Annotated in this window: 21 protein-coding genes and 1 pseudogene; 14 read left to right on the forward strand and 8 right to left on the reverse strand. The window is 66.2% G+C overall.

Features of this window, described 5'->3' with window-relative positions:
• Positions 1-20: 20 nt before the first annotated feature.
• Entirely contained in the window at positions 21-2,912 is a 2,892-nt protein-coding gene (locus tag V3B46_RS00445; RefSeq protein WP_329890799.1) for a TonB-dependent receptor, read from the reverse strand.
• A gap of 241 nt (positions 2,913-3,153) precedes the next feature.
• On the opposite strand from V3B46_RS00445, the gene V3B46_RS00450 reads away from it, so the two are divergent.
• From V3B46_RS00450 to V3B46_RS00475, 6 genes are read left to right on the forward strand one after another with little or no spacing between them, the layout of a single operon-like run.
• Positions 3,154-4,593: a polysaccharide lyase 6 family protein gene (locus V3B46_RS00450; protein ID WP_329890800.1), complete on the forward strand. Its 1,440-nt coding sequence runs from the start codon at positions 3,154-3,156 to the stop codon at positions 4,591-4,593.
• Positions 4,590-6,818 carry an oligoalginate lyase gene (locus V3B46_RS00455; protein WP_329890801.1) on the forward strand — a complete coding sequence of 743 codons (2,229 nt, stop codon included), beginning with the start codon at positions 4,590-4,592 and terminating at the stop codon, positions 6,816-6,818. Before V3B46_RS00450 ends, V3B46_RS00455 begins: the two co-directional genes overlap by 4 nt.
• Positions 6,815-8,119: an MFS transporter gene (locus V3B46_RS00460; RefSeq protein ID WP_329890802.1), complete on the forward strand. Its 1,305-nt coding sequence runs from the start codon at positions 6,815-6,817 to the stop codon at positions 8,117-8,119. The genes V3B46_RS00455 and V3B46_RS00460 overlap by 4 nt, the downstream gene beginning before the upstream one ends.
• A 47-nt stretch (positions 8,120-8,166) precedes the next feature.
• On the forward strand, positions 8,167-8,919 hold the full coding sequence (locus tag V3B46_RS00465; RefSeq protein WP_329890803.1) for an SDR family NAD(P)-dependent oxidoreductase: 753 nt from the start codon (positions 8,167-8,169) through the stop codon (positions 8,917-8,919).
• 14 nt (positions 8,920-8,933) lie between these two features.
• A complete protein-coding gene (locus V3B46_RS00470; protein WP_329890804.1) occupies positions 8,934-10,121 on the forward strand; it encodes a GDSL-type esterase/lipase family protein in 1,188 nt (395 codons plus the stop codon).
• Between the two features lie 10 nt (positions 10,122-10,131).
• A complete protein-coding gene (locus tag V3B46_RS00475; RefSeq protein WP_329890805.1) occupies positions 10,132-11,151 on the forward strand; it encodes a sugar kinase in 1,020 nt (339 codons plus the stop codon).
• A 150-nt stretch (positions 11,152-11,301) separates the two neighbouring features.
• Here the strand turns inward: V3B46_RS00475 and V3B46_RS00480 are convergent, their stop codons facing one another.
• Together V3B46_RS00480 and V3B46_RS00485 are read right to left on the reverse strand one after the other, a co-directional pair.
• A complete protein-coding gene (locus V3B46_RS00480) occupies positions 11,302-12,753 on the reverse strand; it encodes a S41 family peptidase (protein WP_329890806.1) in 1,452 nt (483 codons plus the stop codon).
• A gap of 87 nt (positions 12,754-12,840) precedes the next feature.
• Entirely contained in the window at positions 12,841-14,415 is a 1,575-nt protein-coding gene (locus tag V3B46_RS00485; protein WP_329890807.1) for a S15 peptidase family protein, read from the reverse strand.
• Positions 14,416-14,736: 321 nt separating this feature from the next.
• Between V3B46_RS00485 and V3B46_RS00490 the strand changes: the two genes are divergently transcribed.
• The 3 genes from V3B46_RS00490 to V3B46_RS00500 all read left to right on the forward strand — a co-directional run bounded on the left by V3B46_RS00490 (position 14,737) and on the right by V3B46_RS00500 (position 16,709).
• Positions 14,737-14,994 carry a hypothetical protein gene (locus V3B46_RS00490; protein WP_154263601.1) on the forward strand — a complete coding sequence of 86 codons (258 nt, stop codon included), beginning with the start codon at positions 14,737-14,739 and terminating at the stop codon, positions 14,992-14,994.
• A gap of 173 nt (positions 14,995-15,167) precedes the next feature.
• Positions 15,168-15,908 (forward strand): DNA/RNA non-specific endonuclease, encoded by a 741-nt coding sequence (locus tag V3B46_RS00495; protein WP_329890808.1) that lies wholly within the window; start codon positions 15,168-15,170, stop codon positions 15,906-15,908.
• Between the two features lie 105 nt (positions 15,909-16,013).
• Positions 16,014-16,709 carry an HAD family hydrolase gene (locus tag V3B46_RS00500; protein WP_329890809.1) on the forward strand — a complete coding sequence of 232 codons (696 nt, stop codon included), beginning with the start codon at positions 16,014-16,016 and terminating at the stop codon, positions 16,707-16,709.
• A 7-nt stretch (positions 16,710-16,716) separates the two neighbouring features.
• On the opposite strand, the gene V3B46_RS00505 is transcribed toward V3B46_RS00500, so the two are convergent.
• Genes V3B46_RS00505 through V3B46_RS00520 form a run of 4 tightly spaced genes read right to left on the reverse strand, consistent with a single transcriptional unit; the run spans position 16,717 to position 18,764 of the window.
• Positions 16,717-16,947 carry a hypothetical protein gene (locus tag V3B46_RS00505; protein WP_329890810.1) on the reverse strand — a complete coding sequence of 77 codons (231 nt, stop codon included), beginning with the start codon at positions 16,945-16,947 and terminating at the stop codon, positions 16,717-16,719.
• Complete coding sequence (locus V3B46_RS00510; RefSeq protein ID WP_329890811.1) at positions 16,944-17,369, reverse strand: VOC family protein; 426 nt, start codon at positions 17,367-17,369, stop codon at positions 16,944-16,946. Before V3B46_RS00510 ends, V3B46_RS00505 begins: the two co-directional genes overlap by 4 nt.
• A 10-nt stretch (positions 17,370-17,379) precedes the next feature.
• A complete protein-coding gene (locus V3B46_RS00515; protein WP_329890812.1) occupies positions 17,380-17,841 on the reverse strand; it encodes an AraC family transcriptional regulator in 462 nt (153 codons plus the stop codon).
• Positions 17,838-18,764 (reverse strand): LysR substrate-binding domain-containing protein, encoded by a 927-nt coding sequence (locus tag V3B46_RS00520; protein WP_329890813.1) that lies wholly within the window; start codon positions 18,762-18,764, stop codon positions 17,838-17,840. Before V3B46_RS00520 ends, V3B46_RS00515 begins: the two co-directional genes overlap by 4 nt.
• Positions 18,765-18,855: 91 nt before the next feature.
• On the opposite strand from V3B46_RS00520, the gene V3B46_RS00525 reads away from it, so the two are divergent.
• The 5 genes and pseudogenes from V3B46_RS00525 (at position 18,856) to V3B46_RS00540 (ending at position 21,680) form a co-directional block, all read left to right on the forward strand.
• Positions 18,856-19,896, forward strand: a complete 1,041-nt coding sequence (locus V3B46_RS00525) for a hypothetical protein (RefSeq protein ID WP_329890814.1) — start codon at positions 18,856-18,858, stop codon at positions 19,894-19,896.
• Positions 19,893-20,774: a TolB family protein gene (locus V3B46_RS00530; protein ID WP_329890815.1), complete on the forward strand. Its 882-nt coding sequence runs from the start codon at positions 19,893-19,895 to the stop codon at positions 20,772-20,774. Before V3B46_RS00525 ends, V3B46_RS00530 begins: the two co-directional genes overlap by 4 nt.
• A 68-nt stretch (positions 20,775-20,842) precedes the next feature.
• Positions 20,843-20,941: pseudogene (locus V3B46_RS21695) on the forward strand (GFA family protein); the annotation flags it as partial.
• A 15-nt stretch (positions 20,942-20,956) separates the two neighbouring features.
• Positions 20,957-21,379 (forward strand): hypothetical protein, encoded by a 423-nt coding sequence (locus V3B46_RS00535; RefSeq protein WP_329890816.1) that lies wholly within the window; start codon positions 20,957-20,959, stop codon positions 21,377-21,379.
• Entirely contained in the window at positions 21,372-21,680 is a 309-nt protein-coding gene (locus V3B46_RS00540) for a DUF6958 family protein (protein ID WP_329890817.1), read from the forward strand. The genes V3B46_RS00535 and V3B46_RS00540 overlap by 8 nt, the downstream gene beginning before the upstream one ends.
• Here the strand turns inward: V3B46_RS00540 and V3B46_RS00545 are convergent, their stop codons facing one another.
• A complete protein-coding gene (locus tag V3B46_RS00545) occupies positions 21,681-23,036 on the reverse strand; it encodes a sigma-54 interaction domain-containing protein (protein ID WP_329890818.1) in 1,356 nt (451 codons plus the stop codon).
• Positions 23,037-23,083: the final 47 nt, after the last annotated feature.

The raw sequence follows: 23,083 nt of genomic DNA on the forward strand, positions 1-23,083 counted from the left end.
CACTGGCCGCGCCGCCCTGTTCAGAACTTGTATCGTACACCGAAATACGCACGCCGCCCGTAGGTCACCACTTCGCGGAAGTTCCCATAAAGCGGCTGGTAGGCCACGCGCGGCTCGTTGGTCAGGTTCATCAGTTCCAGCGACAGCGACAACCGCTTGTTCACCCGGTAGCGCAGGCGCAGGTCCACGCTGGTGTTGTCATCGTAGTAGCGGTTCTGCTGCGCGGTGTTGCCGGTGAAGTCCTGGTAGTAGTGCGAGCGGTACTTGCCGATGGCCTGGATGTTGAAGCGCCCGACGTCCCAGTAGATCGAGCCGGACAGGACGTGCCGGGAGAAGCCGCTCAGGCCAGCCGGCGGCACGATCGCCGGGATGACCGTGCCATCACTGGCCAGCTGTTCGCCCAGTCGTGAATCCTGGGTCTGGTAGTCGGCATCGGCGTAGTTGTAGCTGACCTTGAAGCCCAGCCCGTCGAACGGCTTGGGCAGGTACGACAGGCGATGGGTGGCGGTCAGCTCGAAACCGGTCAGCGTACTGTCCTCGTCGGTGGTCACCTGCTGGCGCACCGGCACGGTCACGCTCTGGCCATCGATGGTGTAGGTCTCTGGCACCAGCGCAGTGGCGGTGCCGCCGTTGAACTGCTTCCAGTACACCGCGCCGGCCAGCATCGTGTCCGGGTTCGGGTACCACTCCAGGGAAAGGTCGCCGTTCCAGGACATCAGCGGCTGCGCGGCGGGGTTGCCGCTGGCGCTGATGTCATCCAGCGCGTCGGCCAGATTGCCGTAGGTGGCATCGCTGCTCACGTTGATGGTGCGCCCTGCACCCAGCGCGGCGATGTCCGGCCGTGACATCGCGCGGTATGCACCGACCCGCAGCAACACGTCCGGACGCAGCTCGAAGGCCGCGTTGAGGCTGGGCAGCAGCTTGTCGTTGCCCGCCTTGAACACCTGCGTGCTGTAGTCGCCGGTAGGCTGCAGGCGGATCGTGCCGTCTCCGTTGTCCTCGATGCGCAGGCCAGTACGCACCCCCTCGGAGCGCACATCGGTCTTCACCCAGCGCAGGCCGAGGTTGCCGGTCACCGGCAGCCCGAGCAACGTGCTGCTGAACTCGCCCATCAGGTAGAGCGCGCGGGTCTTCTCGGTGATATCGACATTGTTCGGATCCTGGAAACCCGGATCCAGCCCGCTGTCGAGGCTTCCGCGGAACGACTGGTACAGGCAGTTCGGATCGAAGTACGCCCACGAGGAGATCGTGTTGCCGCTGGCGGCATCCATGAAGTCATCCTGAGGGAAGAGTGCACGGCAGGCCTGGTTGGCGGCGATGATCTTCGCTTTGTCGGCCGCCACGCGCTGGTCGTAGTCGGTTACCAGGGTGTTGTCGCGCAGGCGGTAGTCGGCCTGGCTGGCGCGCACGCCGCCTTTGATGCGGGTGAAGAAACCGGACTCCGGCATGAAGCTGGCATCGAAGCGGCTGGCCTTGATCTTGTGGTCATTCTCGGTGGCGCTGGAAGTCACCCGCGCCGCCCCCGTGTAGGCGTCCCAGTTGTTGGGGTCGAAGTTCGGCGCCAGGGCAACACTGGGCACTTCGCCGTGCCAGTCCCAGTCATAGTCCACGTAGCCGGTGGCACCACTGCTGATACCGGGCACGACGGCATTGTTGACGTCGCGCTGGTTGGCGCGCACGCGGGTCATGCGCTCGCTGTCGAGGCGATTGGTATGCGAGTAGGAAAGATCGGTGGACAGCTCCCAGGCCGGGGTCGGTCGCAGGATCAGGTTCAGGCCACCTCCGGTGTATTCCTCGCCACGCCAGTAGCGGTTGGAGGTGGAGTCGATCGAGGTGCTGCCATGCAGGTGGCGCACGATGCCCCCTGCGTCCACGTCGCGCTGGGTGATGCCGCGTCGTGCGTTGGACAGGCTCAGATCGCTGCGATTCTCATACCAGTTGCGCTCGGTGTGCTCGAAGTCGAGGTTCACCTCAACCACATCATTTGGCCGCCACTGCAGTGCGGCGAACTCGCTCTGCCGGTCGTTGCGCTCCTGCTTGAGCCGGTAGATGCGGCTGCTTGGCACCAGGTAGTACGGCGCGCCGTTGGCGATGGCCTGCGCGGACACTTCGTTGCAGTTGGCATTGCCCACGTTCTGCGTACCATCGCAGGCATACCAGGTGGAACCGCTGGTAATGCTCTCTTCCGGATCGGTGCCGTCCAGGCGCTGGAAGCCCAGCGAGATGCCCAGCTTCTGCCCGTTGCCGAACTCGAACTGATCGATGTAGCTGGCGGTGCCGCGATAGCCGATGCCATCGTCGTCGCGGTACTTCTTGTCATACTCGGCCCAGCTGCCACGCAGATCGATCTGCGCCGAGCGCTTGCCGTATTCCAATGGCCGTACCGTTTCCAGGCCGATGGTGCCGGCCACGCCGCCTTCGATGAGGTCGGCGCGCTGGGTCTTGTAGATGGCCACCGTATTGATCAGCTCGGCCGGGAACATGTTGAAGTTGACCGAGCGGTCGCCACTGCCGTTGGTGATTTCGCGACCGTTGAAATTGGTGCTGCTGAGGAAGGCACCGAGGCCTCGGATCGAGATCTCCGAGGCGCCGGTCTTGTCGCGGGTCGAGGCGGCACCGGTCAAGGTCTCGATCGCATCGGCCAGCGAAGGTGCTGGCAGGTCGCCGATGTCATCGGCCGAGAGCACGTCGGCGATGACCGTGTCGTCGCGCTTCTTGTTGATCGAACTCTGCATTGATTCGCGGATGCCGGTGACCTGCACCTGGTCCAGCGTGGTGGGATCCTGCGCTGACGCGTCCTTGCTGGACTGCGCCTGGGCCGCGGGCATGCCCGCCAGCACGGCAAGCAGCGCCACGATCAGGGGTGTGGGGGACAACGAGATGCTGTGCACTGCTCCGGCGGGTCGCCGCATGGTTTCCTCCTCCCAAAGGATCGCCTGCATGCCAGGCGTGGGACGCAGCTTCGGCACGGCGACATGAAAATGTCAACCAATTGGTATGCGAATGTTCGAATGCCTTTTATCCATACCAGTTGAACGCAATTTAATGTGCTCATGCAGCATGACTTTGCGCGAAAGCTGGCTTACAACGGACTCGAAAGTGGTATGCAGGCCCACCCTGAAACGACGGCCCGCCCGTCTCTGGAAGGATTTCATGCGCATTCGTCCGCTTGCTCGACATCCGCTCAGCAATCCATCACTGTTTTGCCTGACCACTGGTCTGGCCATGTGCCTGACCACTTCAGCGGCAAGTGCAGCCAGCTGGCTCGTCCACGATGTCGCTGAGTTCACTACCGCCGCCTCGGCGCTGCAGCCCGGCGATGAGATCGTGCTGGCTGACGGCACCTGGACCGACGCCCGGTTGCTGCTGAAGGGCCAGGGCACGGCAGCCGCGCCGATCGTGTTGCGCGCGCAGACCGCCGGCAAGGTCGTCCTCAGCGGACGCTCGGACCTGCGCCTGGCGGGTAGCTACCTGCAGGTGTCCAACCTGGTGTTCCGCAACGGCTATACGCCGGGTGATGCGGTGGTGGCGTTCCGCGAATCCAGCAAGGCGGTCGCCCGCCACAGCCGGGTAACCGGCCTGGTGATCGATGACTACACCAACCCCGATGCCAGCGACCAGGACTACTGGGTATCGCTGTATGGCAGCAACAACCGGTTGGATCACAGCCAGCTGCGCGGCAAGACCAACGCCGGGCCCACGGTAGTGGTGGTGCGCGATGCCACCCAGGGCCTGGACAACCAGCACCGCATCGACCACAACTGGTTCGGACCGCGCCCCGCGCTGGGCGTCAACGGCGGTGAAACCCTCCGCGTCGGCACCAGCGACACCTCGTTGAGCGATTCCAACAGTACGGTGGATAACAACTGGTTCGAAGGCTGCGACGGCGAGACCGAGATCGTCAGCAACAAGTCCGGCGGCAATACCTACCGCGGCAACGTGTTCTACCGCTCTGCTGGCGCGCTCACGCTGCGCCATGGCAACGGCAACCGGGTGATCGACAACGTGTTCCTGGGCGACGACAAGGCCGGCACCGGCGGCGTGCGCATCATCAATGCCGACCAGACCGTCAGCAACAATTACTTCGAACGACTGGCCGGCTCCAGCAACCGTTCCGCGCTGGCGATGATGGACGCGCAGGCCGATCCGCCGCTGTCCGGCTATGCGCCGGTGGTGAATGCCACGATCAGCCGCAATACCTTCGTGGACGTGGCGAAGATCAGTTTCGGCGTCGGCCATGATGAAGCCAAGGGCATCGTGGTCGCCGCCAGCGACAGCCGCTTCAGCGGCAACCTGATCGTCAACCGCACCAGCAGGAACCCACCGAATGCCACCAGTTCGCTGGCCGGCATCGACTTCAGTGGCAACGTGCAGTCACCGGCAGCCAGCAACGTATTCCCAGGCGGCGTAGAGGGGCGTGGCGTCAGCCTGCAGCAGGCTGACAGCGGAATGTGGGTGGCCGCGCCCGCCCTACCCGCCGTGGGCGCCGATCCTGCCCTGGCGATGACCGCGCGCGAGGCGACCGGCGTCGACTGGTATCCCAAGGTGGGCGAAGTTGCCCTGTCACGCACCCGCAATGGAGTTGATCGATGAGGTTGCAGCCGCTGTTCGTCTCCCTGGCCCTGGCCACCCCCTTTGCCCTGCTGCCGGCCGCGCCGCTGTTCGCAGCCCCCGCTGCCGCTGCGAGGCAGGCCGACACCGCGCCGGTGCTGGTGACCGCAGCGCAGTGGCAGCGCATGGCCAGCGAAGGCGGCCGCTACCCGTGGTTCGCCAAGGAACAGGCACGCACGGAAAAATCGCTGAAGAAGATGATGAAGGCCGGCATCGACGTGCCGGTACCGAAGGACAAGGGCGGCGGCCGCACCCATGAACAGCACAAGCGCAACTACCAGGCCCTGCTGGCGGCCGGCACCCTGTACCGGCTGACCGGCGACAGGGCCTATGTCGACTACGCGCGCGACATGCTGCTGCAGTATGCCAAGCTTTACCCCACCCTGGGCCCGCACCCCGAAGGCCGCGGACAGATTCCCGGCCGCGTGTTCTGGCAGGTGCTGAACGATTCGGTGTGGCTGGTCAACGCCATCCAGGGCTACGACGCGATCCGTGATGCGCTGTCTGCCGAGGACCGCGACACCATCGAATCGAAGGTGTTCCGGCCGATGGCTGAGTTCCTCGTCAGCGAGCCGAAGAACTACGACCAGATCCACAACCACGCCACCTGGGCGGTGGCCGCCACTGGCATGACCGGCTACGTGCTGCGCGACCCTGAGCTGGTGGAGAAATCGTTGCGCGGCAGCCAGAAGAACGATCAGTTCGGTTTCCTTCGCCAGATCGACCTGCTGTTCTCGCCCGATGGCTATTACGAGGAGGGCCCGTACTACCAGCGCTACGCACTGGCACCGTTCCTGCTGTTCGCCAACGCCATCGAACGCAACGAGCCGCAGCGCAGGATCTTCGCGCGCCGCGACGGCGTGCTGCTGAAGGCCGTGGACGTGCTGGTGCAGACCAGCTACGACGGCCTGTTCTTCCCGATCAACGATGCGATCCTGGACAAGGGCATCGATACCGAGGAACTGGTGGCCGGCATCGGCATCGCGTATGCGCGCACCGGTGACGACCGCCTGTTGTCGGTGGCCCAGCAACAGAAACGCCTGCTGTTGTCGCCCGAGGGACTGCAGGTGGCGCAGGCACTGGCCGCCAACAAGGCCAGGCCCTTCGATTACCGTCCGATGCTGCTGCGCGATGGCCCGGACGGCGACCGCGGCGGCCTGGCGATCCTGCGCATGAACGGCGAACGCGGCCAGGCGCTGGTGCAGAAGGACACGATGCAGGGCATGGGACACGGCCACTTCGACAAGCTCAACTGGCTGTTCTACGACAACGGCAATCCGGTGGTGACCGACTACGGCGCCGCCCGCTTCCTCAACGTGGAAGCCAAGCGGGGTGGCATCTACCTGGCCGAGAATCGCAGCTGGGCCAAGCAGACGGTGGCCCACAACACCCTGGTGGTGGACGAGCAGAGCCACTTCAAGGGCGACTGGAAGCGCGGCGAGGAACATGCGCCGCAGGTGCGCTTCTTCCAGGCCGATGCCGATATCCAGATCGCCTCAGCAACGATGCGCGATGCGTATCCAGGCGTGGTCTTCACCCGCACCCAGGCGCTGCTGCGCCACCCTGATCTGGGCCTGCCGGTGGTGTTGGACCTGCTGCAGGTGCACGGTGACAAGGCTGCTCGCTACGACCTGCCGCTGCACTTCAACGGCCACATCGTCACCACCGGCTTCGAGGCAGAACACTTCCCCGCCCAGCGCCCGGTGCTGGGTAAGGACAACGGCTACCAGCACCTGTGGCTGGATGCGCGCAGCAAGCCCGGCAGCGAACCGCGTTCGCTGGCCTGGCTGCTGGATGGGCGCTTCTACACCTACCGCTTCGGCAGCAGTGCGCCGGCACAGGCGCTGCTGGTGGAAAGTGGTGCGAATGATCCGGAGTTCAACCTGCGCCGTGAACCTGCCCTGCTGCAGCGCGTGGAAGGTCAGAAGGACGTGACCTTCTTCAGCGTGCTGGAGCCGCATGGCGAGTACAACGGCACCGCCGAGTACGTGCACGGCGCCGACAGCCGCATCAAGGACATCGTGCGCACCCGCGGCAGCGATGCCGAGGTGATCGAGCTGCGCCTGGCCAGCGGCGCCCGCATCGCCCTGGGCGTGGCCGATGACAGCAGCGCCAAGGGCGAGCACAGCGTGACCGTCGATGGCCACGCTTACCGCTGGAGCGGCAGCCATGCGCGCATGGACCGCAGCAAGGGTGACGCGAAATGAACGGCCCGGCGGTGGTGAGCCAGCTGCGCAAGGTGCCGGTGCGGTCGGCGGTGCGCTGGCTGATCGTCGGCCTGATCGCCGTGGCCACGGTCATCAACTACATCGACCGCAATGCACTGGCGGTGATGTGGCCGGAAATCGCCAGGGAAGTGGGCGCGACCAAGGATGACTATGCCCTGCTGGTAACGGTGTTCATGCTGTTTTACGCCGCCGGCCAGTTCCTGTTTGGCCGCCTGTTCGACATGATCGGCACGCGCCTGGGCTTCGCCCTGTCGATCAGCGTGTGGTCGATCTCGATCGCGCTGCACTCGATCACCCATTCGATGCTGTCCTTCAGCCTGGTGCGGGCGATGCTCGGCATCAGCGAGGCCGGTGCGTGGCCGGGCGCGGTGAAGGCCAATGCGGAGTGGTTCCCGGCACGCGAGCGGGCACTGGCGCAGGGCGTGTTCAACGCCGGTGCGTCGATCGGCGCGATCGTTTCGGCACCGGCCATCGCCGGCCTGTACCTGTGGCTGGGCTGGCGCGGCACCTTCGTGCTGGTCGGTGCCATCGGCTTCCTGTGGCTGCTGCCGTGGCTGTTCGTGTACCGCGCCGGCCCGGACAAGCACCCGTGGGTGAGCGACGCCGAGCGCCGTTTGATCATGGAAGACCGGGCCGGGCAGCAGGACGCCGCTGCACCGAAGGTGAGCGTGCGTTCGCTGCTGGCCCATCGGCAGAGCTGGGGCATGCTCGCCTGCCGCTTCCTGCTGGACCCGATCTGGTGGCTGTTCGTGTCCTGGCTGCCGATCTACCTGGCCGAAACCTTCGGCTTCGACATCAAGCAGATCGGCCTGTTCGCCTGGGTGCCATTCGTGGGCGCGATGCTCGGCAGCCTCAGTGGCGGCTGGCTGTCCGGTCGCCTGATCCGCGCCGGGCAGAGCGTGGACCGCGCCCGCAAGCTGTCCATCACCCTGGGCTGCGTGATCATGGCCCCCGCCCTGCTGGGCGCGGTGCTGGCCAACCAGCCCTTGTTTGCCGTGCTGGCAATTGCCGCCGTGCTGTTCGGTTTCCAGGTCGCCATCGGCAACATTCAGACCCTGCCGGGCGACCTCTTCGATGGCCGCTCGGTCGGCACCCTCGCCGGCCTCGGTGGCCTGGCTGCGGTGGCCGGCACCCTCATCACCACTTGGCTGGTGCCGGTGCTGACTCGTCATTCCTACGCCCCGATCTTCATCCTCGTCGCCGCGCTGGTGCCGCTGTCGCTGGCCGCGCTTTGGTGGTGGACCGGACCGATCCACAAGCTTGACCGACCCTCCGGCTGAGCCCTGCCCTTCCCGTTCATTCCCCCGCAAACCAAGGAGTTTCCCGCATGTCGTTCCAGGACAAGGTGGCCATCGTCACCGGTGGTGGCCGTGACATCGGCCGTGCCGTCTCGATCAAGCTGGCCGCCGCCGGCGCACGCGTCTGCATCAACTACGCCAACGATGAAGCCAGTGCGCAGGACACGCTGGCACAGATCCAGGCCGCCGGTGGCCAGGCCATCGTGCATCGCGCCGATGTGACCGACGCGGCCGCCGTGGCCGGCCTCGTCGCCGCTGCCCAGGCCGCGTTCGGCGAGCGCATCGACCTGCTGGTGAACGTGGCCGGCGGCATGGTGCAGCGCCGTCCATTGGCCGAGATCGATCCGGCGTTCTTCCACACAGTGATGGACCTCAACCTGACCTCCACCTACCTGACCACCCACGCGGTGGTGCCGCACATGGGCGAAGGCGCGGCCATCGTCAATTTCGCTTCGCAGGCCGGCCGTGATGGCGGTGGCCCGGGCGCATCGATCTACGCCACCGCCAAGGCGGCAGTAATGACCTTCACCCGTGCCATGGCCAAGGAGCTGGGGCCGAAGGGCATCCGCGTGAATGCACTGTGCTGCGGCATGATCGCTACCCGCTTCCATGACCAGTTCACCAAGCCGGAGGTGCGCACCGCCGTTGCCGGCAACACCCCGCTGCGCCGCCAGGGCGTGCCGGACGAAGCCGCCGATGCGGCGGTGTTCCTGGCCTCGGAAGCAGCGGCGTTCATCACCGGTGCGAACCTGGACGTCAACGGCGGCACCTACTTCTCCTGACTGGAATCCTGACCATGCAGCGCTGGACGCTCCTGCTTTCATTGACGATCTGTTCCGCCGCAGTCGCGCCTGGCGCTTTGGCCGCACCGGTCTGGGTCACCGCCTGGACCGCCTCGCCGGCACCGGACCGCAAGGGTGGCACCGCCGAGGCCCCCGTGCAGTTCGCCGCGCAGACCGTGCGCCAGGACATGCGGATCGGCAGCCGTGGCGACGCGTTGCGGCTGCGCATCAGCAACGAACTGGGCACGGCGCCGTTACGGGTCGAGGACCTGCGCGTAGGAGTGAAAAGCGGCAAGTCCGCTCCTCTGCCGGTAACGGTGGATGGCCGCGCGGTCATCGAGGTGCCGGTGGGTGCCGCGCTGCTGAGCGACCCGGTACCGATGCCGGTGACGCCGCTGCAGGAGATCAGCGTGACAGCTTACTTCCCGCAGCCTACCCGTCCCGCCGTGCGCCGCACCGAAGTGCGGGTAGCGGACGGCAGGCAGACTTCGGTTGCCGACAGCGTGCGGCTGAGCTACCAGCAGAACGTGTTCTCGGCAGTGATGGTGCAGCGCGCTGATCGTCCCCAGGTGATCGTGGCACTCGGCGATTCCATCACGGAAGGCGCCACCGCGCGCCGTGGCACCTTCAACCAGTGGCCCGAGCGCCTGGCGCAGCGCCTGCAACAGGCCTGCCCGGACCGGTTCGTGGTGCTCAACCAGGGCATCAGCGGCAACAAGCTGCTTGACCATGGCCGCAGCCACAGCGCCCTGTCACGATTGGATCGCGATGTGATCGCGGTGGCCGATGCCGATCAGGTCATCCTGTTCGAGGGCATCAATGACATCCGCCACGGTGGTGGCGCGCAGCCGCTGCCTGGACGCAGTGCGGCGGACATGCTGCTGGGCTATCAGCAGGTTGCCGCGCGACTGCATGCGCACGGCATCCGCGCCTGGCTGGGTACGTTGACCCCGTTCGGCGGTTCCGAGCGCTACGAGCCCGTGTCCGCAGCGACCCGCACCACGATCAACCAGTGGGCACGCGATGGGAAGACCGGGTTCAATGGCATCATCGATTTCGATGCCGCGCTGCGCGACTCGAAGGCCGCGGAATCGTTGCCCAACGACATCACCCGCGACTACCTGCACCCCAATGACGAAGGCTACCGGCGCATGGCCGATGCCATCGATCTGCGCATGCTGGGCTGCACCCCCACCGAGTGAGAGAGAACCGATGAGCCGCGTCGTTTGTTTCGGTGAATTGCTGCTGCGCCTGGGCGCACCCGGTCGGGAACTGCTGCTGCAGACGCCGCAGCTGCAGGTCCACGTGGGAGGCGCCGAGGCCAATGTGGCGGTCTCACTGGCCTGTCTCGGCCACGATGTGCAGATGGTCAGTACGGTACCCGGCAACGCACTGGGCCGGCATGCCGTGGCCGAGCTGCGGCGGCATGGCGTGGGCGTGGCAGGTATGCGCGAAGTCGACCGCGACCGCATGGGTCTGTATTTCCTGTCCACCGGTGCGATACAGCGCGCCAGTGAAGTGGTCTATGACCGTGCCGGTTCGGCATTTGCCAACGGTACCGCGGCCGAGCATGACTGGCCGACACTGCTGCGTAATGCGCAGTGGCTGCACGTCTCCGGCGTCAGTCCTGCCCTTGGCGCCAATGTTGCCGAATCCGTATTGGTCGCTGTACGCGCCGCGCGCAAGGCGGGCGTGCGCGTGTCCTTCGATGGCAACTATCGCCCGTCGCTCTGGCAGCGGTGGGGCGGCAACGCCTCCGCCATCCTGCGGGAGCTGTTCGCCGAGGCGGATATCGTCTTTGCCGACCATCGCGATATCGAACTGGTGCTGGGACTGCGCTTCGCCGAGGACAGCCCCATCGCGCGGACCGAGGCGGCTGCAGCGGCAGCGTTCGCGGCCCTCCCCCACCTGCAGTGGCTGGCCTGCACCCAGCGCGACGTGGTGAGTGCAGACCATCACATCCTGGGCGCGCTGCTGTTGGGACGCGACGGTACCCGTGCGCAGGCCCCCTCGCGCCCATTGCCCGGTATCGTTGATCGCATCGGCGGCGGCGATGCATTCGCGGCAGGCATCCTGCACGGACTGGCGTCCGGGTTCGATGCAGAGAGCACCGTGCGCTTCGGTCTGGCGGCAGGTGCGCTGAAGCATTCCATTCCCGGTGACTTCAGTCCCGTGCGCGAGGCCGAGGTCTGGGCGCTGCTGGAGAGTGACCAGTTCGACGTCCGGCGCTGATTCCGCTGTAGTTCACTGTACTCAGCGCCCAACGCTCGACGCGGGTGAAGGGGCGAACCATGGCGAATCAAAACCCGCGAAGAAACTGACCGGGCTGGCAACTGCGGCAAGCAACAGGATCGGCAGCCCTGCACGAGGCCCGGCGCGCACTTACAGCGTCAACAGCCACGCTTCCAGCGCCCGGGTGTCGCGCATGTCGCCCGTATAGCGATGATCGGGCACGTGCGGTTCATTCGAACCACGTACCCGCCCACGGAACACCTTCATCGGCACCGAGATCCTGGCCAGCCCGCTGGGCAACCGCTCCGGCCGCACGTCCATGTACAGACTGTCGGCCGAGGTCTCGACGCCCACCTGCACCGCGCCCAGCCGCTTCCACAGGTCCAATGCATCCAGGCAGGCCGAGCCACAGGCAGCATCGGCCACAACCAAGACCCTGCCCTTGCGCACAGGTCCGGCTTGGCTTGTGGCGGATGCTGGATCTGCGCTGGCCTCGGATGGCTCGCGCCACAATGCCTCACCCCGGCTGCGTGCCTGCGTCATGCCCGCCGTCACCGATTCCAGCATGCGACGCAGCTCTGGCGACGCGTCGGGCGCCTGCTCCAGCTTCTGCAGGAAGCCGCGAAGCTGGGCGATGTTGCGCTCCGAGGTCCGCCACTCCACCCAGCTGCGGTCGGGCAGCGCGTCGACAGCGGCACGGCCCCAGATCAATCGCGCCAGTTCGATGCTCCAGTGCGACGCACCGCCACTGTTGCCACGCACGTCCAGCACCACCGACGGTGCCTGCTGCAATGCCTCGGCTTTCGGAGCGAGCTGCTCAAGCAGCGCGGTCAGTTCCTTGAAGTTCTGCTCCGTGGGGTCGGCATTGAAGCTGCTGGTGGTGATCCAGTAGCCGCCATCGGGCATGGTGTGCCAGCCATTGGCCGGGCGGAAGCTGCGCCGGGTGTCGGCCAACCGCTCCTTGCGCTGTGCCGCCTGCAGCGGCTGCCACTGCAGTGCATAGGGTTTTTCGCGTCCATCCACCTGGAATACGCAGGTTCGCAATGCCGGCACGTAAGGATTGCCCTGCTCCAACAATACTTCACCACCGCCGTGGATGCGGCTGGCCTGCAGGTTCCAGCGCCCGTTGAAGTCCCCGACCCGGCGCGCAGCCAGCATCTGTGCATCGATGCCATCACATGACAACAAACGCGCCCCCAGTGGCGGGTGGCCCGGACCACCCTCCACGCTCATGACCACCTGCGTGTCGCCGTCGAAGCCTGTCAGGAAGCCGGGCCACTGCGTTGGAAGATCGGGAGCATCGGCAAGCGCGTTGAGGCTGACATGCCCATCGTTGAAGGAGGCCGCATAGCCCTTCATCGCCCACCAGTAGCCCGGGTAGCTGGCGACCCGTTCCGCGCGCGAGCGTGCAAGCGCCAGGGCCTCGTCCAGCTGCGCGCCGAAACCAGGATTCCGCAGGTCCACGGCGCCCGGATGGCTGCCGCGCATGGCGGCGTCGGCAGCGTCCAGATCCTTCAACAGCGTATCCGACCAGTCGATCGGCGCGCCTTGCGCGGTAGGTGCCGCAAGCACTGCACCGAGCAACAGCCATGCAATGACCATGGATTCTTCCCTTCCCCGGAACAAACGCCAGTCTCGCAGTTCTACTGCCTGGCGTACCGCGCCCGCCGCAACGGGCGCGGCCTTCCATCAATGCAATGGCACCTTCAACACCGAAGGCGCATTTGCCGGCGAACTGAAGGTCACCGTGCCACCCAGCTGGCTGATGCCCGCATACCGCAGGTCCACGGTGTCCACCACCAGGGTCAGGCGACTGCCGGCCGGAAGGTTCCAGCTGCTGGCTTCCAGCCGCAGGTCGATGGTCTTCGCCTGCCCCGGTGTGGCACCACGCAGGGTATAGGGCTTGTGGCTGATCAGCTGGCCGTTGCCCAGCACATCCTCGGCGTACAGGTAGGCGTACAGCGTGGTGTTGGCGCGGCTGGGCGTGACGGTCAAGCGTACCTCCGGTGTTCCATCCAGGCGCTGCGCACTCCACTGGATCGGCCCTTGCCAGACACCTGCGGCGTTGCGGCCCACGAAGGGCACATAGGCACCCGGCGGCAGGTTGATCATCTGCAATGCACCGGAGGCCATCGCCACGCCGGAATTGGCGGCGGTCAGCAGCCCGCTGCCGATCCGGTAACTCCAGCCGGTGCTGCTGCCGCTCACGACCAGGCCGCCCGTGGGCAGCAGAAGTCCTTTGGGTGCGCTCAGCGCATAGCTGACAGCAGCGGCATTGGTCGCCTGCCAGTTCGGATAGGTGCTCCAGCTGCCCTTCTGCGATTTCAGCTGTACTGCAGGCTGCCGGTCGATGCCATTGGGTTCACCCTTGAGGTAATGGTCGAACCAGTCGCCCACCGAATCGTAGACCTCGTTGGGAACACCCAGAGCGCCAAAGGCTTCGTTGAGCGCATGATCGCCGTGGCGCAACTGCAACTGCTTGGGGCCTTTCAACCGGGTGAAGAAATCGACCAGCTGGCCCGGCGGGAACAGGCTGTCGTTGAAGGCGTTGGCGAGGAACACCGCTGGCTGGTTGGCGTTGATCTCGTCGATGCTGGACCCGGGGCTGCGCTGCGCCGCCACCGGCAACAGCGAATCCACCGCGCCCTGGTAGTTGCCGACCAGTACATTGCGATTGATGGTCGTCAGTTCCGGTCCCGGCCGGCCGGTGGCCAGGCCGGCTGCCACCAGCAAGGCGATGCCCTGCGCGCTGGGGGTGTCGTTGCTGTACAGCGAGGCCTGCAGATCGGCCCAGCCACTGAGCGCCGCCACGGCCTTGATGCGGGGATCGCGCGCCGCCGCCAGCAGGCTGGTGCCCGCGCCGTAGGAGATGCCCGAAACACCGATCCGGGCCGGGTCGGCGCGGGTGTTGTCCAGCGCCCAATCGATCAGGGCGCTGACATCTTCGACCGTGGCTGGGCCGGCGATGTCGATGCTGCCGCCGGATTCCCAGAAGCCACGCGAGCTGTAGCTGATCACCACATAGCCGCGCCGCGCCAGCGACTGCGCCACCCCCACGTACTCCACGCTGGGCACCGCCCAACTGCTGGGCATCACCAGCAGCGGATAGCGTCCGCTGCCCGCGTCCTGCGGTTCGATGACGAAGGCCCCGAGAGGCGTTCCATCCCAGCTGGGAATGGTCCGGTGTGTGGTCTTGACCGTGGCGGCCCAGGCGCTGGGCGCCAGTCCGGTCAGCAGGATCAACAGCAGCAATACCTTGCGCATCGTCGTCTGTCCCCGTCGGTGGTGGTGCAACGGGTTGGACCGTACCAGTGCGAATGGTGGGTGACACCTTGCGACGCAACATGACGTTTGCCGCCTTGCCGGCTATGGGATCCATGCCATGAGAGCTGGGTCCCAAGGATGAATGGACGTTATGAGGTCACGCTTCCTGCTCTTCGCTGTACTCGCGCCATGTGCGCAACGAATCGTGATGGTCAACGAACGGGGCCTATCCGGCGCGGCCGCCCGCGAGGTCTTCCGGCGCGCCGAACAGCTCTGCAACGGAGACGGGGCCAGCTGTGGGGTCACTGCGTGTAAGGGCCGATGATGCAGGTTGGTCCAAAGAGCCGGCAGGTCACCGCCTCGCAGGCAGACGCACATGGTGCGCTGAAGGAGCGCGGCAATGTGTTCGCAGGCCAGCTTCCGTCTGATGCGATCGTCGCCAACACCGCCGTGGACTGGTCCGGCATACGCTGGACGCAGCGCGATGTCCTAGCACGCCTGCGTTTCATCCACGCGCCGCATCATCTGACACATCTCCAGTGCTTGCGCGCTGTCACAGCTTCGTCGTTTCGCCATTGACCGAAAGACGACAGCTTGTGACGCTTACGACACCGCACGGCCTCCACGGCCCTGTCATCGCGGTCACGTCCCACGCATTCCGCACTACCCGACTCCGCAGTGTCCTCACATGACCTCGCTCCGGCCCGGTCGTGGCGGACGGCTGCGCCCTGAACTTCTGCTGGAGAATCGCAATGCGCCTTGCAGGTTTCCTATTCGCGTTCGTCCTCAGTGCCTTCGCCGGTGCCGCCCAGGCCCAGGTCGTCACCCTCAACAAGGGCGGCTTCGTGCTCACCTACGACTGCAGCATCCACAGCGCCACCCGCTACGAGTACACGCTCACCGCCGACACCGGCTCCGCCGCGCGCCCGTCCAGCTTCTACAAAGACCCGGACCTGCCAGCCGGCTGCCTCGGCCAGAACAGCACCGCGTCGTATGCCAGCATCCGCAGCGGCTATGACCGCGGCCATCTGGTGACCTCCAACCACATGGACTACAACGCGACCTACATCCGTCGCGCCAACTACATGACCAACATCGTTCCGCAGGTTTCCAGCTTCAACCAGGGCGTCTGGGTGAAGGCCGAAAACGTGGCCGAGTGCTACCGCGACATCGCGCCGGTGGATGTCTACGGCGGCGTGGTCTACGGCGACGCGTCCAACGATTACTTCCTTGCCAGCCACGGCATTCCGACCCCGGAGTTCTTCTGGAAGACGATCATCACCCGCGATCCGAACACCGGCACCTCCAAGGCAATCAGCTGGATCATCCCGAATGAAGCGAACCTGGGCAGCCTGGACAGCTACCTGGTGACCATCGCCGACCTGGAGGAGCTGCTGGGCGCCAGCTATGTGGCGATCAACGCGCCCGCTTCGCTGAAGAACATGCTGCCGGCCACCACCTGGCCGCAGCCGACGGGGTGTGATCTGGGCTGACCGGCCTGCCGGGAATGGGTGGCACCCGATCCGGGTGCCACGCAAGGATGGCTGTGGGAAAATGGCGGGCAATTGCACCACCGCATTGCCCCACTGGAGCTGTAGATGTCCCGTTTCCCCTTCGATGCCGTGCTGTTCGACTGCGATGGCGTAATCGTTGATTCCGAGCCGCTGGTGGCCCGCGTGCTTTCGGAAATGCTGACCGAGCGCGGCTGGCTGCTGACCCCGGCGCAGGCCGGTGAGGTGTTCCTTGGCCAGTCCGTGGCCCATCTGGCCAGCCTGATCGAAGAACGCACCGGCAAGCCGTTCACCGAGGAATGGCTGGAAGAGTTCCGCCAGCAGCGCAACCGAGCGCTGGAGCGTGACCTGGTTGCTATCCAGGGCGCACCTGAGGCTGTGCGCGCGATCAGCGCCGCCACCGGCGGGCGCATCGCCTGTGCCTCCGGCGCCGATCTGCACAAGGTGAAGCTGCAGCTGGGCAAGGTCGGCATCCTTGATGCCTTCGGAGCCCACGTGTTCAGCGGCCAGGACATGCCGCACACCAAGCCGCATCCGGATGTCTATCTGGCTGCCGCCGCAGCGCTGGGCGTGGACCCGAAGCGTTGCGCGGTGATCGAGGACACCGTGACCGGTGCAACGGCCGGTGTGGCCGCTGGCGCGACCGTGTTCGGCTTCAGTGAAGGCGGTCCGCACCACAGTACGCCGGAGGCCCTGCGTGCGGCGGGTGCACAGGTGATCTTCCAGCGCATGGAAGACCTGCCCGCCCTGCTTGCCGCCCATGCGGTCGACGTGGTCGCCTGACCTTGCCTCAGCCCGCAGCGCCGAGTGCGGCGCTGCGGCGCCTTCCGGCGTAGTGCAGCACGAACAGGTACAGGCCGGTGAACAGTTGCAGGAACAGGGGGGGCAACGGCGAGTAGGTGAGCCACGCCGCAGGCTCGCCCTGTCCCATCGCGCGCACTACGAAGTTGGCGATCACCGCCAGGGTGAATACGATCGAGGTCCAACGGTGCACGGGCCGTGCCCAGCCACCGAGGCTCATTGCCGGCGCCTCGTCTCGGAGCGGGCTTCGATCATCTTCCAGCCATTGCCTGATGGATCACGGAATCCGGCGTCCAAGGCGCCATAGCGCTCGATCGGCTCCTGGGTGAATTCCACGCCCAGCGCCAGCCATTGCGTGTAGCGCGCCTGGCAGTCATCCACGGCCAGCACCAGCGGCGGCATTGCGCCCTTGGCCACCAGCTGCTGCAGCGAAAGCGCGGTGGCCGCATCGTGGGTGGGCGGGCCTGGCACGAACAGGCCCAGCTGGAAACCGTCCTGGCCCGGGCTGCGTACCGTCAGCCAGCGGTAGCTGCCGTTGCGTACATCGGTATGCACTTCGAAGCCGAGCTTGCCGACATAGAACGCGAGCGCCTCATCCTGGTCGCGCACATACAGGCCGACCGTGTTCACAGTGTTCGTCATGGGACCTCCCTCAGGTGGGGTCCACGTTAGCAACCGCCTCGCGGCGACGCTTCTCCAAAACTGCGATTTTCAGGTCCGGGCGATGTGCGGCACGTGCGTGGCATTCCGGCACGCTGGCCGACGCCACCTGGCCTGCACGCTCACGCTCACGCACATTGCCCGGGCTGTCACCGGTGATGTCACGGAAGATGCGGCCAAAGGTGCCCAGGCTGCTCCACCCGGTCTGCACGGCGATTTCGGTGACCGGCAGGTCGGTGTCACGCAACATCCCCACGGCCCGTTCGATGCGCCGGCTGAGAAGATACCGGTGCGGCGGCAGCCCGAATGCCTGCTTGAACGAGCGGGCGAAGTGCGCCGGCGACACCGCACTGACCTCTGCCAGGCGTGTGACTGGCCATTCCTCATGGCTGGCCCGGTCCATCCGGTCCTTGGCACGCAGAAGGCGTCGCAGCAGTTCGGGGCTCTGGTTCACGGCGTCACCGCTTGCGCCAGTTGATGGCGTGCTGCGTGCCGTGCCTCGGCGGCCTGTTCGACCAACCAGTCACGGAATGCGATGACCTTGGCGCTGCCACTCCGCGCCGAGGGGGCCACGAACCAGAAGCTGCGACCGTCGCTGGCGACACCCGGATGCGCCTGCACCAGACGCCCGCTCTCCAGCTCGGCCTGGAACAGGATCGGCGAACCGATGGCGATGCCCTGCCCTGCGATCGCGGCGCCGACATCCAGATGCTCGACGGCGAAGGGCGTGACCAAACTCCCCGGTGCCGGCGGTGGAAGGTGCCCGTGCGTGGCGAACCACAGGGCCCACCAGTCCGGCCGACCGAGCAGGGGAATCTCCAACGCGGTGCTGCCCAGCCCACGGGCCGCCGGCAGCAGCGCCGGCGCACACAACGGCATGAAAACGCTGGGGAACAAGGGCGTGGCCTGCAGCCCAGGCCACTCGCCATGCCCGTTGCGGATGGCGGCATCGAAGTGGCCGGCGGCCAGATCCTGTGGCGCTGCCGACAGATCCAGTTCCAGCAGCAGCTGCCGATGGCGGGCGCGGAACGTACCCAGCCGCGGCGTCAACCAACTGGTGCCCAGCGTTGGCAATACGGACACGCGCAGCCGCGAGGCATCCATGCCAGCGGCGCGCATGAAGCTGGCGCGTAGTGCATCGAATGCCCGGGTGGCCTCCTGTGCGACGCTGGCACCCACCACCGTCAGTTCCACGTGCTGTGCGTGGCGCAGGAACAGGCAGGTACCGGTCTGGGCCTCCAGCCGCCGCACGTGATAGCTCACCGATGCCGCAGTGGTGTCGAGCTCCTCGGCGGCACGCGCGAAGCTACCCAGCCGCGCCGCCGCCTCGAAGGCGCGGATGGCGGCAAGCGATGGCAGCTGGCGTTGGGTGACCATAAGTGTGGCTTAGCCTGAGCCCCGATATCTGCGTGGTCAATCCCCTTCGTACCCGCAACGATGGAGGCACCTTCGGTAGGGGATCACGCATATGGATCGACGGCAGTTCCTGGTCACCCTGGCCGCCACGGCCGCGTCCACCGCCCTGCCCTCCGGGTGGGCCCTGGCCAGTCACAGCGACGACTGGAAGTGGTTGCAGGGCAACTGGCGGGTCCGGCACCAACGCCTGAAGGAGCGGCTGGTGGGCGATACCCGCTGGGAAGCCTTCACCGGCGCCAGCGCGGTCTGGCTGACCCTGGGCGGGCTCGGCACCATCGATGACAACGTCATGGCGCTGCCTTCGGGTCCCTACAGGGGACTGGGCGTGCGTGCCTTTGATCCGGTGTCTTCCACGTGGTCGATCTGGTGGATCGATGGCCGCAATCCTGCCCATATCGAAGCTCCCGTACGCGGCGGTTTCAAGGGCGATGCCGGCAGCTTCCGCGGCACCGACCGGATCGACGGGCGCCCCATCGACGTGTGGTTCCGGTGGCACGCCATCCACGGCGATGAGCCGTGGTGGGAGCAGGCATTCTCCGACGACGCCGGTGCGCACTGGGAGGTGAACTGGCGCAACTGGTTCCGCCGCACGGCTGCGGCCCCCTCTCCGCTTCCGAAGCTGCCGGATGCACCGGGCGATTTTGATTTCCTGGTGGGCCATTGGAACGTGCGCCATCGTCGCCTGCGCGCCCGGCTGGCAGGCAGCGATGCGTGGGACGCGTTCAACGGCACCCTGCACAACTGGCCGGTACTGGGAGGATTCGGCAACGTAGGTGACAATCTGATGGACGTGCCAGGAGCGCCGCTGCGCGGGATGGGCATCCGCGCCTGGAATGCGGCTGAGCGGCACTGGCTGAGCTGGTGGCTGGATGGCCGGGAACCGACCCGGATCGGCGCGCCGCTGCGCGGTGGTTTCGAGGCGGGTGTCGGTCGTTTCTTCGGCGAAGACCAGCACGACGGACGAGCAATCCAGACGCGGGTGATCTGGTCACGCATTACCCCGCGTTCGGCGCGCTGGGAACAGGCGGCCTCGACCGATAGTGGACGCAACTGGGAAACCAACTGGGTCAGCGACTTCGAGCGACAGGCATGAAGGCGCTGCTGGCCGTGATGTTGCTCGTGTCTGCGTCGCCTTGCGCGTCTCCATCCAGGGTGCTGCAGATTACCGGTCCGGCCGAGCGCTTTGCTCCGGGCGTTGCATCCACGCAGTACGACGAGATTCGACTGACCTTGAGTCCGGACGGAAAGACCGCACTGTGGTTCAGCCGCAACCGGCCCGGCGGTCCGGGCGGGTATGACATATGGATTTCACACCACGACGGACAGCGCTGGCGGCCGGCGAAGCCGGTCTCGTTCAACACGCCGGGACGTGACTTCGATCCCGCCTTTTCCGCCGATGGCCGCGTGGTGTATTTCTGTTCGGATCGAGCAGGCGGCCAGGGCGGCGACGATCTGTATCGGGTCAGCTTGGGGAGCGACGGCCGATTCGGAGAACCGGTCAATCTTGGCCCTGCAGTGAACAGCCGGGCCGATGAGTTCGCGCCGATGCTCTCGCCAGACACAGCCACGCTGCTGTTCTCCAGCGATCGCACAGGCGGTGCGGGTGGCCATGACCTCTACATCGCAGCGATGGTCCGTGGCGTGGCGCAGCCCGCGCGGCCGCTGCCCGGAGATCTCAATACCTCGGCGCAGGAGTTCGATGCCACCTTCCTCGGGGATGGCCGCACTGTGGTCTTTGCGCGCGCTCTCGACTTCGGCAGCGCACCGGTGCGCCAGTTCATTGCCTACGAACGTGGAGGCCGTTATGACGCGGGCCATGCATTGCCCTCGCCCTTGAACGAGACCTCCGGCGACAGCTACGGCGCGATGCTGGATGGCTCGCACCCCGGCACCTTGACCTACTCGGCGCGGCGTGCGGACGGTGCAGGATTGGACCTGTACCGCATCCGCTACCGGATGAAGCGCCCTTGAAGGCGGATGTTGTCGATTCCCGGCGCCCCGGTTCGTCGAGAGGATGAATACCCCAGGAGAAAATGCAGATGCCCTCCCATCAGTCCCTTGCCTGCGCCTGCGGCCAGGTCCGCCTGACCGCCACGGGCCAACCCATTGCCACTGTCGAATGCTGCTGCGACAGCTGCCGCAAGGCCGGCGCCATGCTGCAGTCGCTGCCCCGAGCACCCGACGTACTGGGCCCACATGGCCAGACGCTTTTCGTAATGCACCGCAAGGATCGCGTCAGCATCGAAGCCGGACATTCCAGGCTGCGTGCGTTGCGCTTGTCCAGCACGGGCGGCAGCCGCCGCGTCCTGGCGGGCTGCTGCGATACGCCGCTGTTCCTGGAGTTCAGTGGCGGCCATTGGCTGAGCCTGTATGGCCTGTTGTGGCCCGCATCGGCAAGACCCATCGTGGAGATGCGGACGATGGTCAGTGATCTGCCTGATGCGTCTGTCCTTCCGGACGATGTGCCGAACCTGGAGACCCGGTCGCTGCGGTTCCATGCACGGTTGATGAAGGCGTGGATCGCCATGGGCTTCCGCAGCCCACGCATCGAAGTGGCGGGAGATGGCCATGTCTGAGCCCGAGCGGATCGAGATCGAGAGCATCACCACGCCCGGGCACATCCAGCGCGTGGATCGTGCCAAGTATCTCGCCATGCGCCATGCCTTGCTGCAGGCCCTGCCTGCGCAACCGCCAGGCCTGACCGTTGCGCAGGCCAAGCAGGCGCTGCTGCCGCACCTGCCCGCCGCCCTGTTCCCGGCAGGCGCCACCGCCGGCTGGTGGTTGAAGGCCGTGCAGCTGGACCTGGAAGCCAAGGGCGTGATCGAACGCATCACGGGCAAGCCGTTGCGCCTGTTCAAGCACCTGGCGGCCGGCTGATCAGCGCTGCGCAGGCAGCTCCAGCCGGTGCTTGCGGCACAGGCGATACACCGTCACCCGCGAGATCTGCATCTGCCGCGCGCACTCGGAAACGTTGTAGCCGGTCTGGCGCAGGGTCTGCAGCAGCACATCGCGCTCGGCCTGGCCCCTCGCATCGTGCAGCATCGCCCCAGGCAAGATCGCTACCGATGCACCCAGTTCCAGGTCACGCTCGCTGATCAGCTCGCCCTCGGCCATGATCGCTGCACGCTGCACACGGTTCAGCAGTTCGCGTACGTTGCCGGGCCATTCGAAACGCCGCATGGCCTGCAGTGCGACCGGCGCAAAGCCGCGTGCACGCACGCTGTGGCGCTGCCGGAAACAGCGCAGGAAGTGTTCGGCCAGCAGCTGCACATCGGCACCGCGCTCACGCAATGGTGGCATCAGCAGGCGCAGCACGTTCAGACGGTAGTAGAGATCGCTGCGGAAGCGCCCCTGCGCCACCGCGTGTTCCAGTTCGACGTGGGTAGCAGCAAGCACCCGCACGTCTGCGCGCAGGGGCTGGCTGCTGCCCACGCGCTCGAAGGTTCCCTCCTGCAGCACGCGCAGCAGACTGGTCTGTGCCTCCGACGGCAGGTCACCGACTTCGTCCAGAAACACCGTGCCTCCGTGCGCGGACTCGAACACGCCGATCTGCCGCTTGTCGGCGCCGGTGAACGAGCCGCGTTCGTGACCGAACAGCTCCGACTGCACCAGGTTGGCCGGAATGGCCCCGCAGTTGACCGCAATGAACGGCTTGCCCGCGCGTCCCGACAGCGCGTGCAGCGCATGTGCCGCCAACTCCTTGCCTGTACCGGTCTCGCCGGTGACCAGCACCGGCAGCTCCACCGGCGCGAACTTGTGCAGCACCGTGCGCACCGCATGCAGCGCAGCGCTTTCACCAATCAATGCGTGCGGTCCCTGCCCGCTGCAGGTTGCGTCGACAGGCGGATCATCTGCGTCGAACTGCTGGCGCATTGCGCAGACCAGGTCCTGCAGGCCAAACGGCAGCGTGAAGCGGGCGCAGCATCGTTGCAGCAACGGCAGCCAGGCCTGCGAAGTGGGCCCAGCACCCGGTGGCAGTACCGCCAGCCAGGGTAGATGCTGGTGCTGCTCGATCCACGGCACCAGCAACTGCAGCGCGACCGCATCGAGGTGGCGCAGATCGAGCACGGCAAGCAGGCGATCGCGCCCGCGCAGGCCAATCGCCATGGCGGGATCGGGACGGATGCTGCGCACATACCAGCCTGCTGCCGCCAGCGCACTGCGTTCGTTCGCCAACGGCTCGCCAAACCAGAGCACGCAACGTGACGTTGAAGCCTCCGGGACCGCTGCCATGCTTCCCCCAGCATCCGGACACCGTCGGCGGACTGTCAGGCAATCAC

The sequence above is a fragment of the Stenotrophomonas sp. SMYL11 genome, assembly GCF_036320005.1.
In the GTDB taxonomy this organism is placed as follows: Bacteria; Pseudomonadota; Gammaproteobacteria; order Xanthomonadales; family Xanthomonadaceae; genus Stenotrophomonas; species Stenotrophomonas maltophilia_A.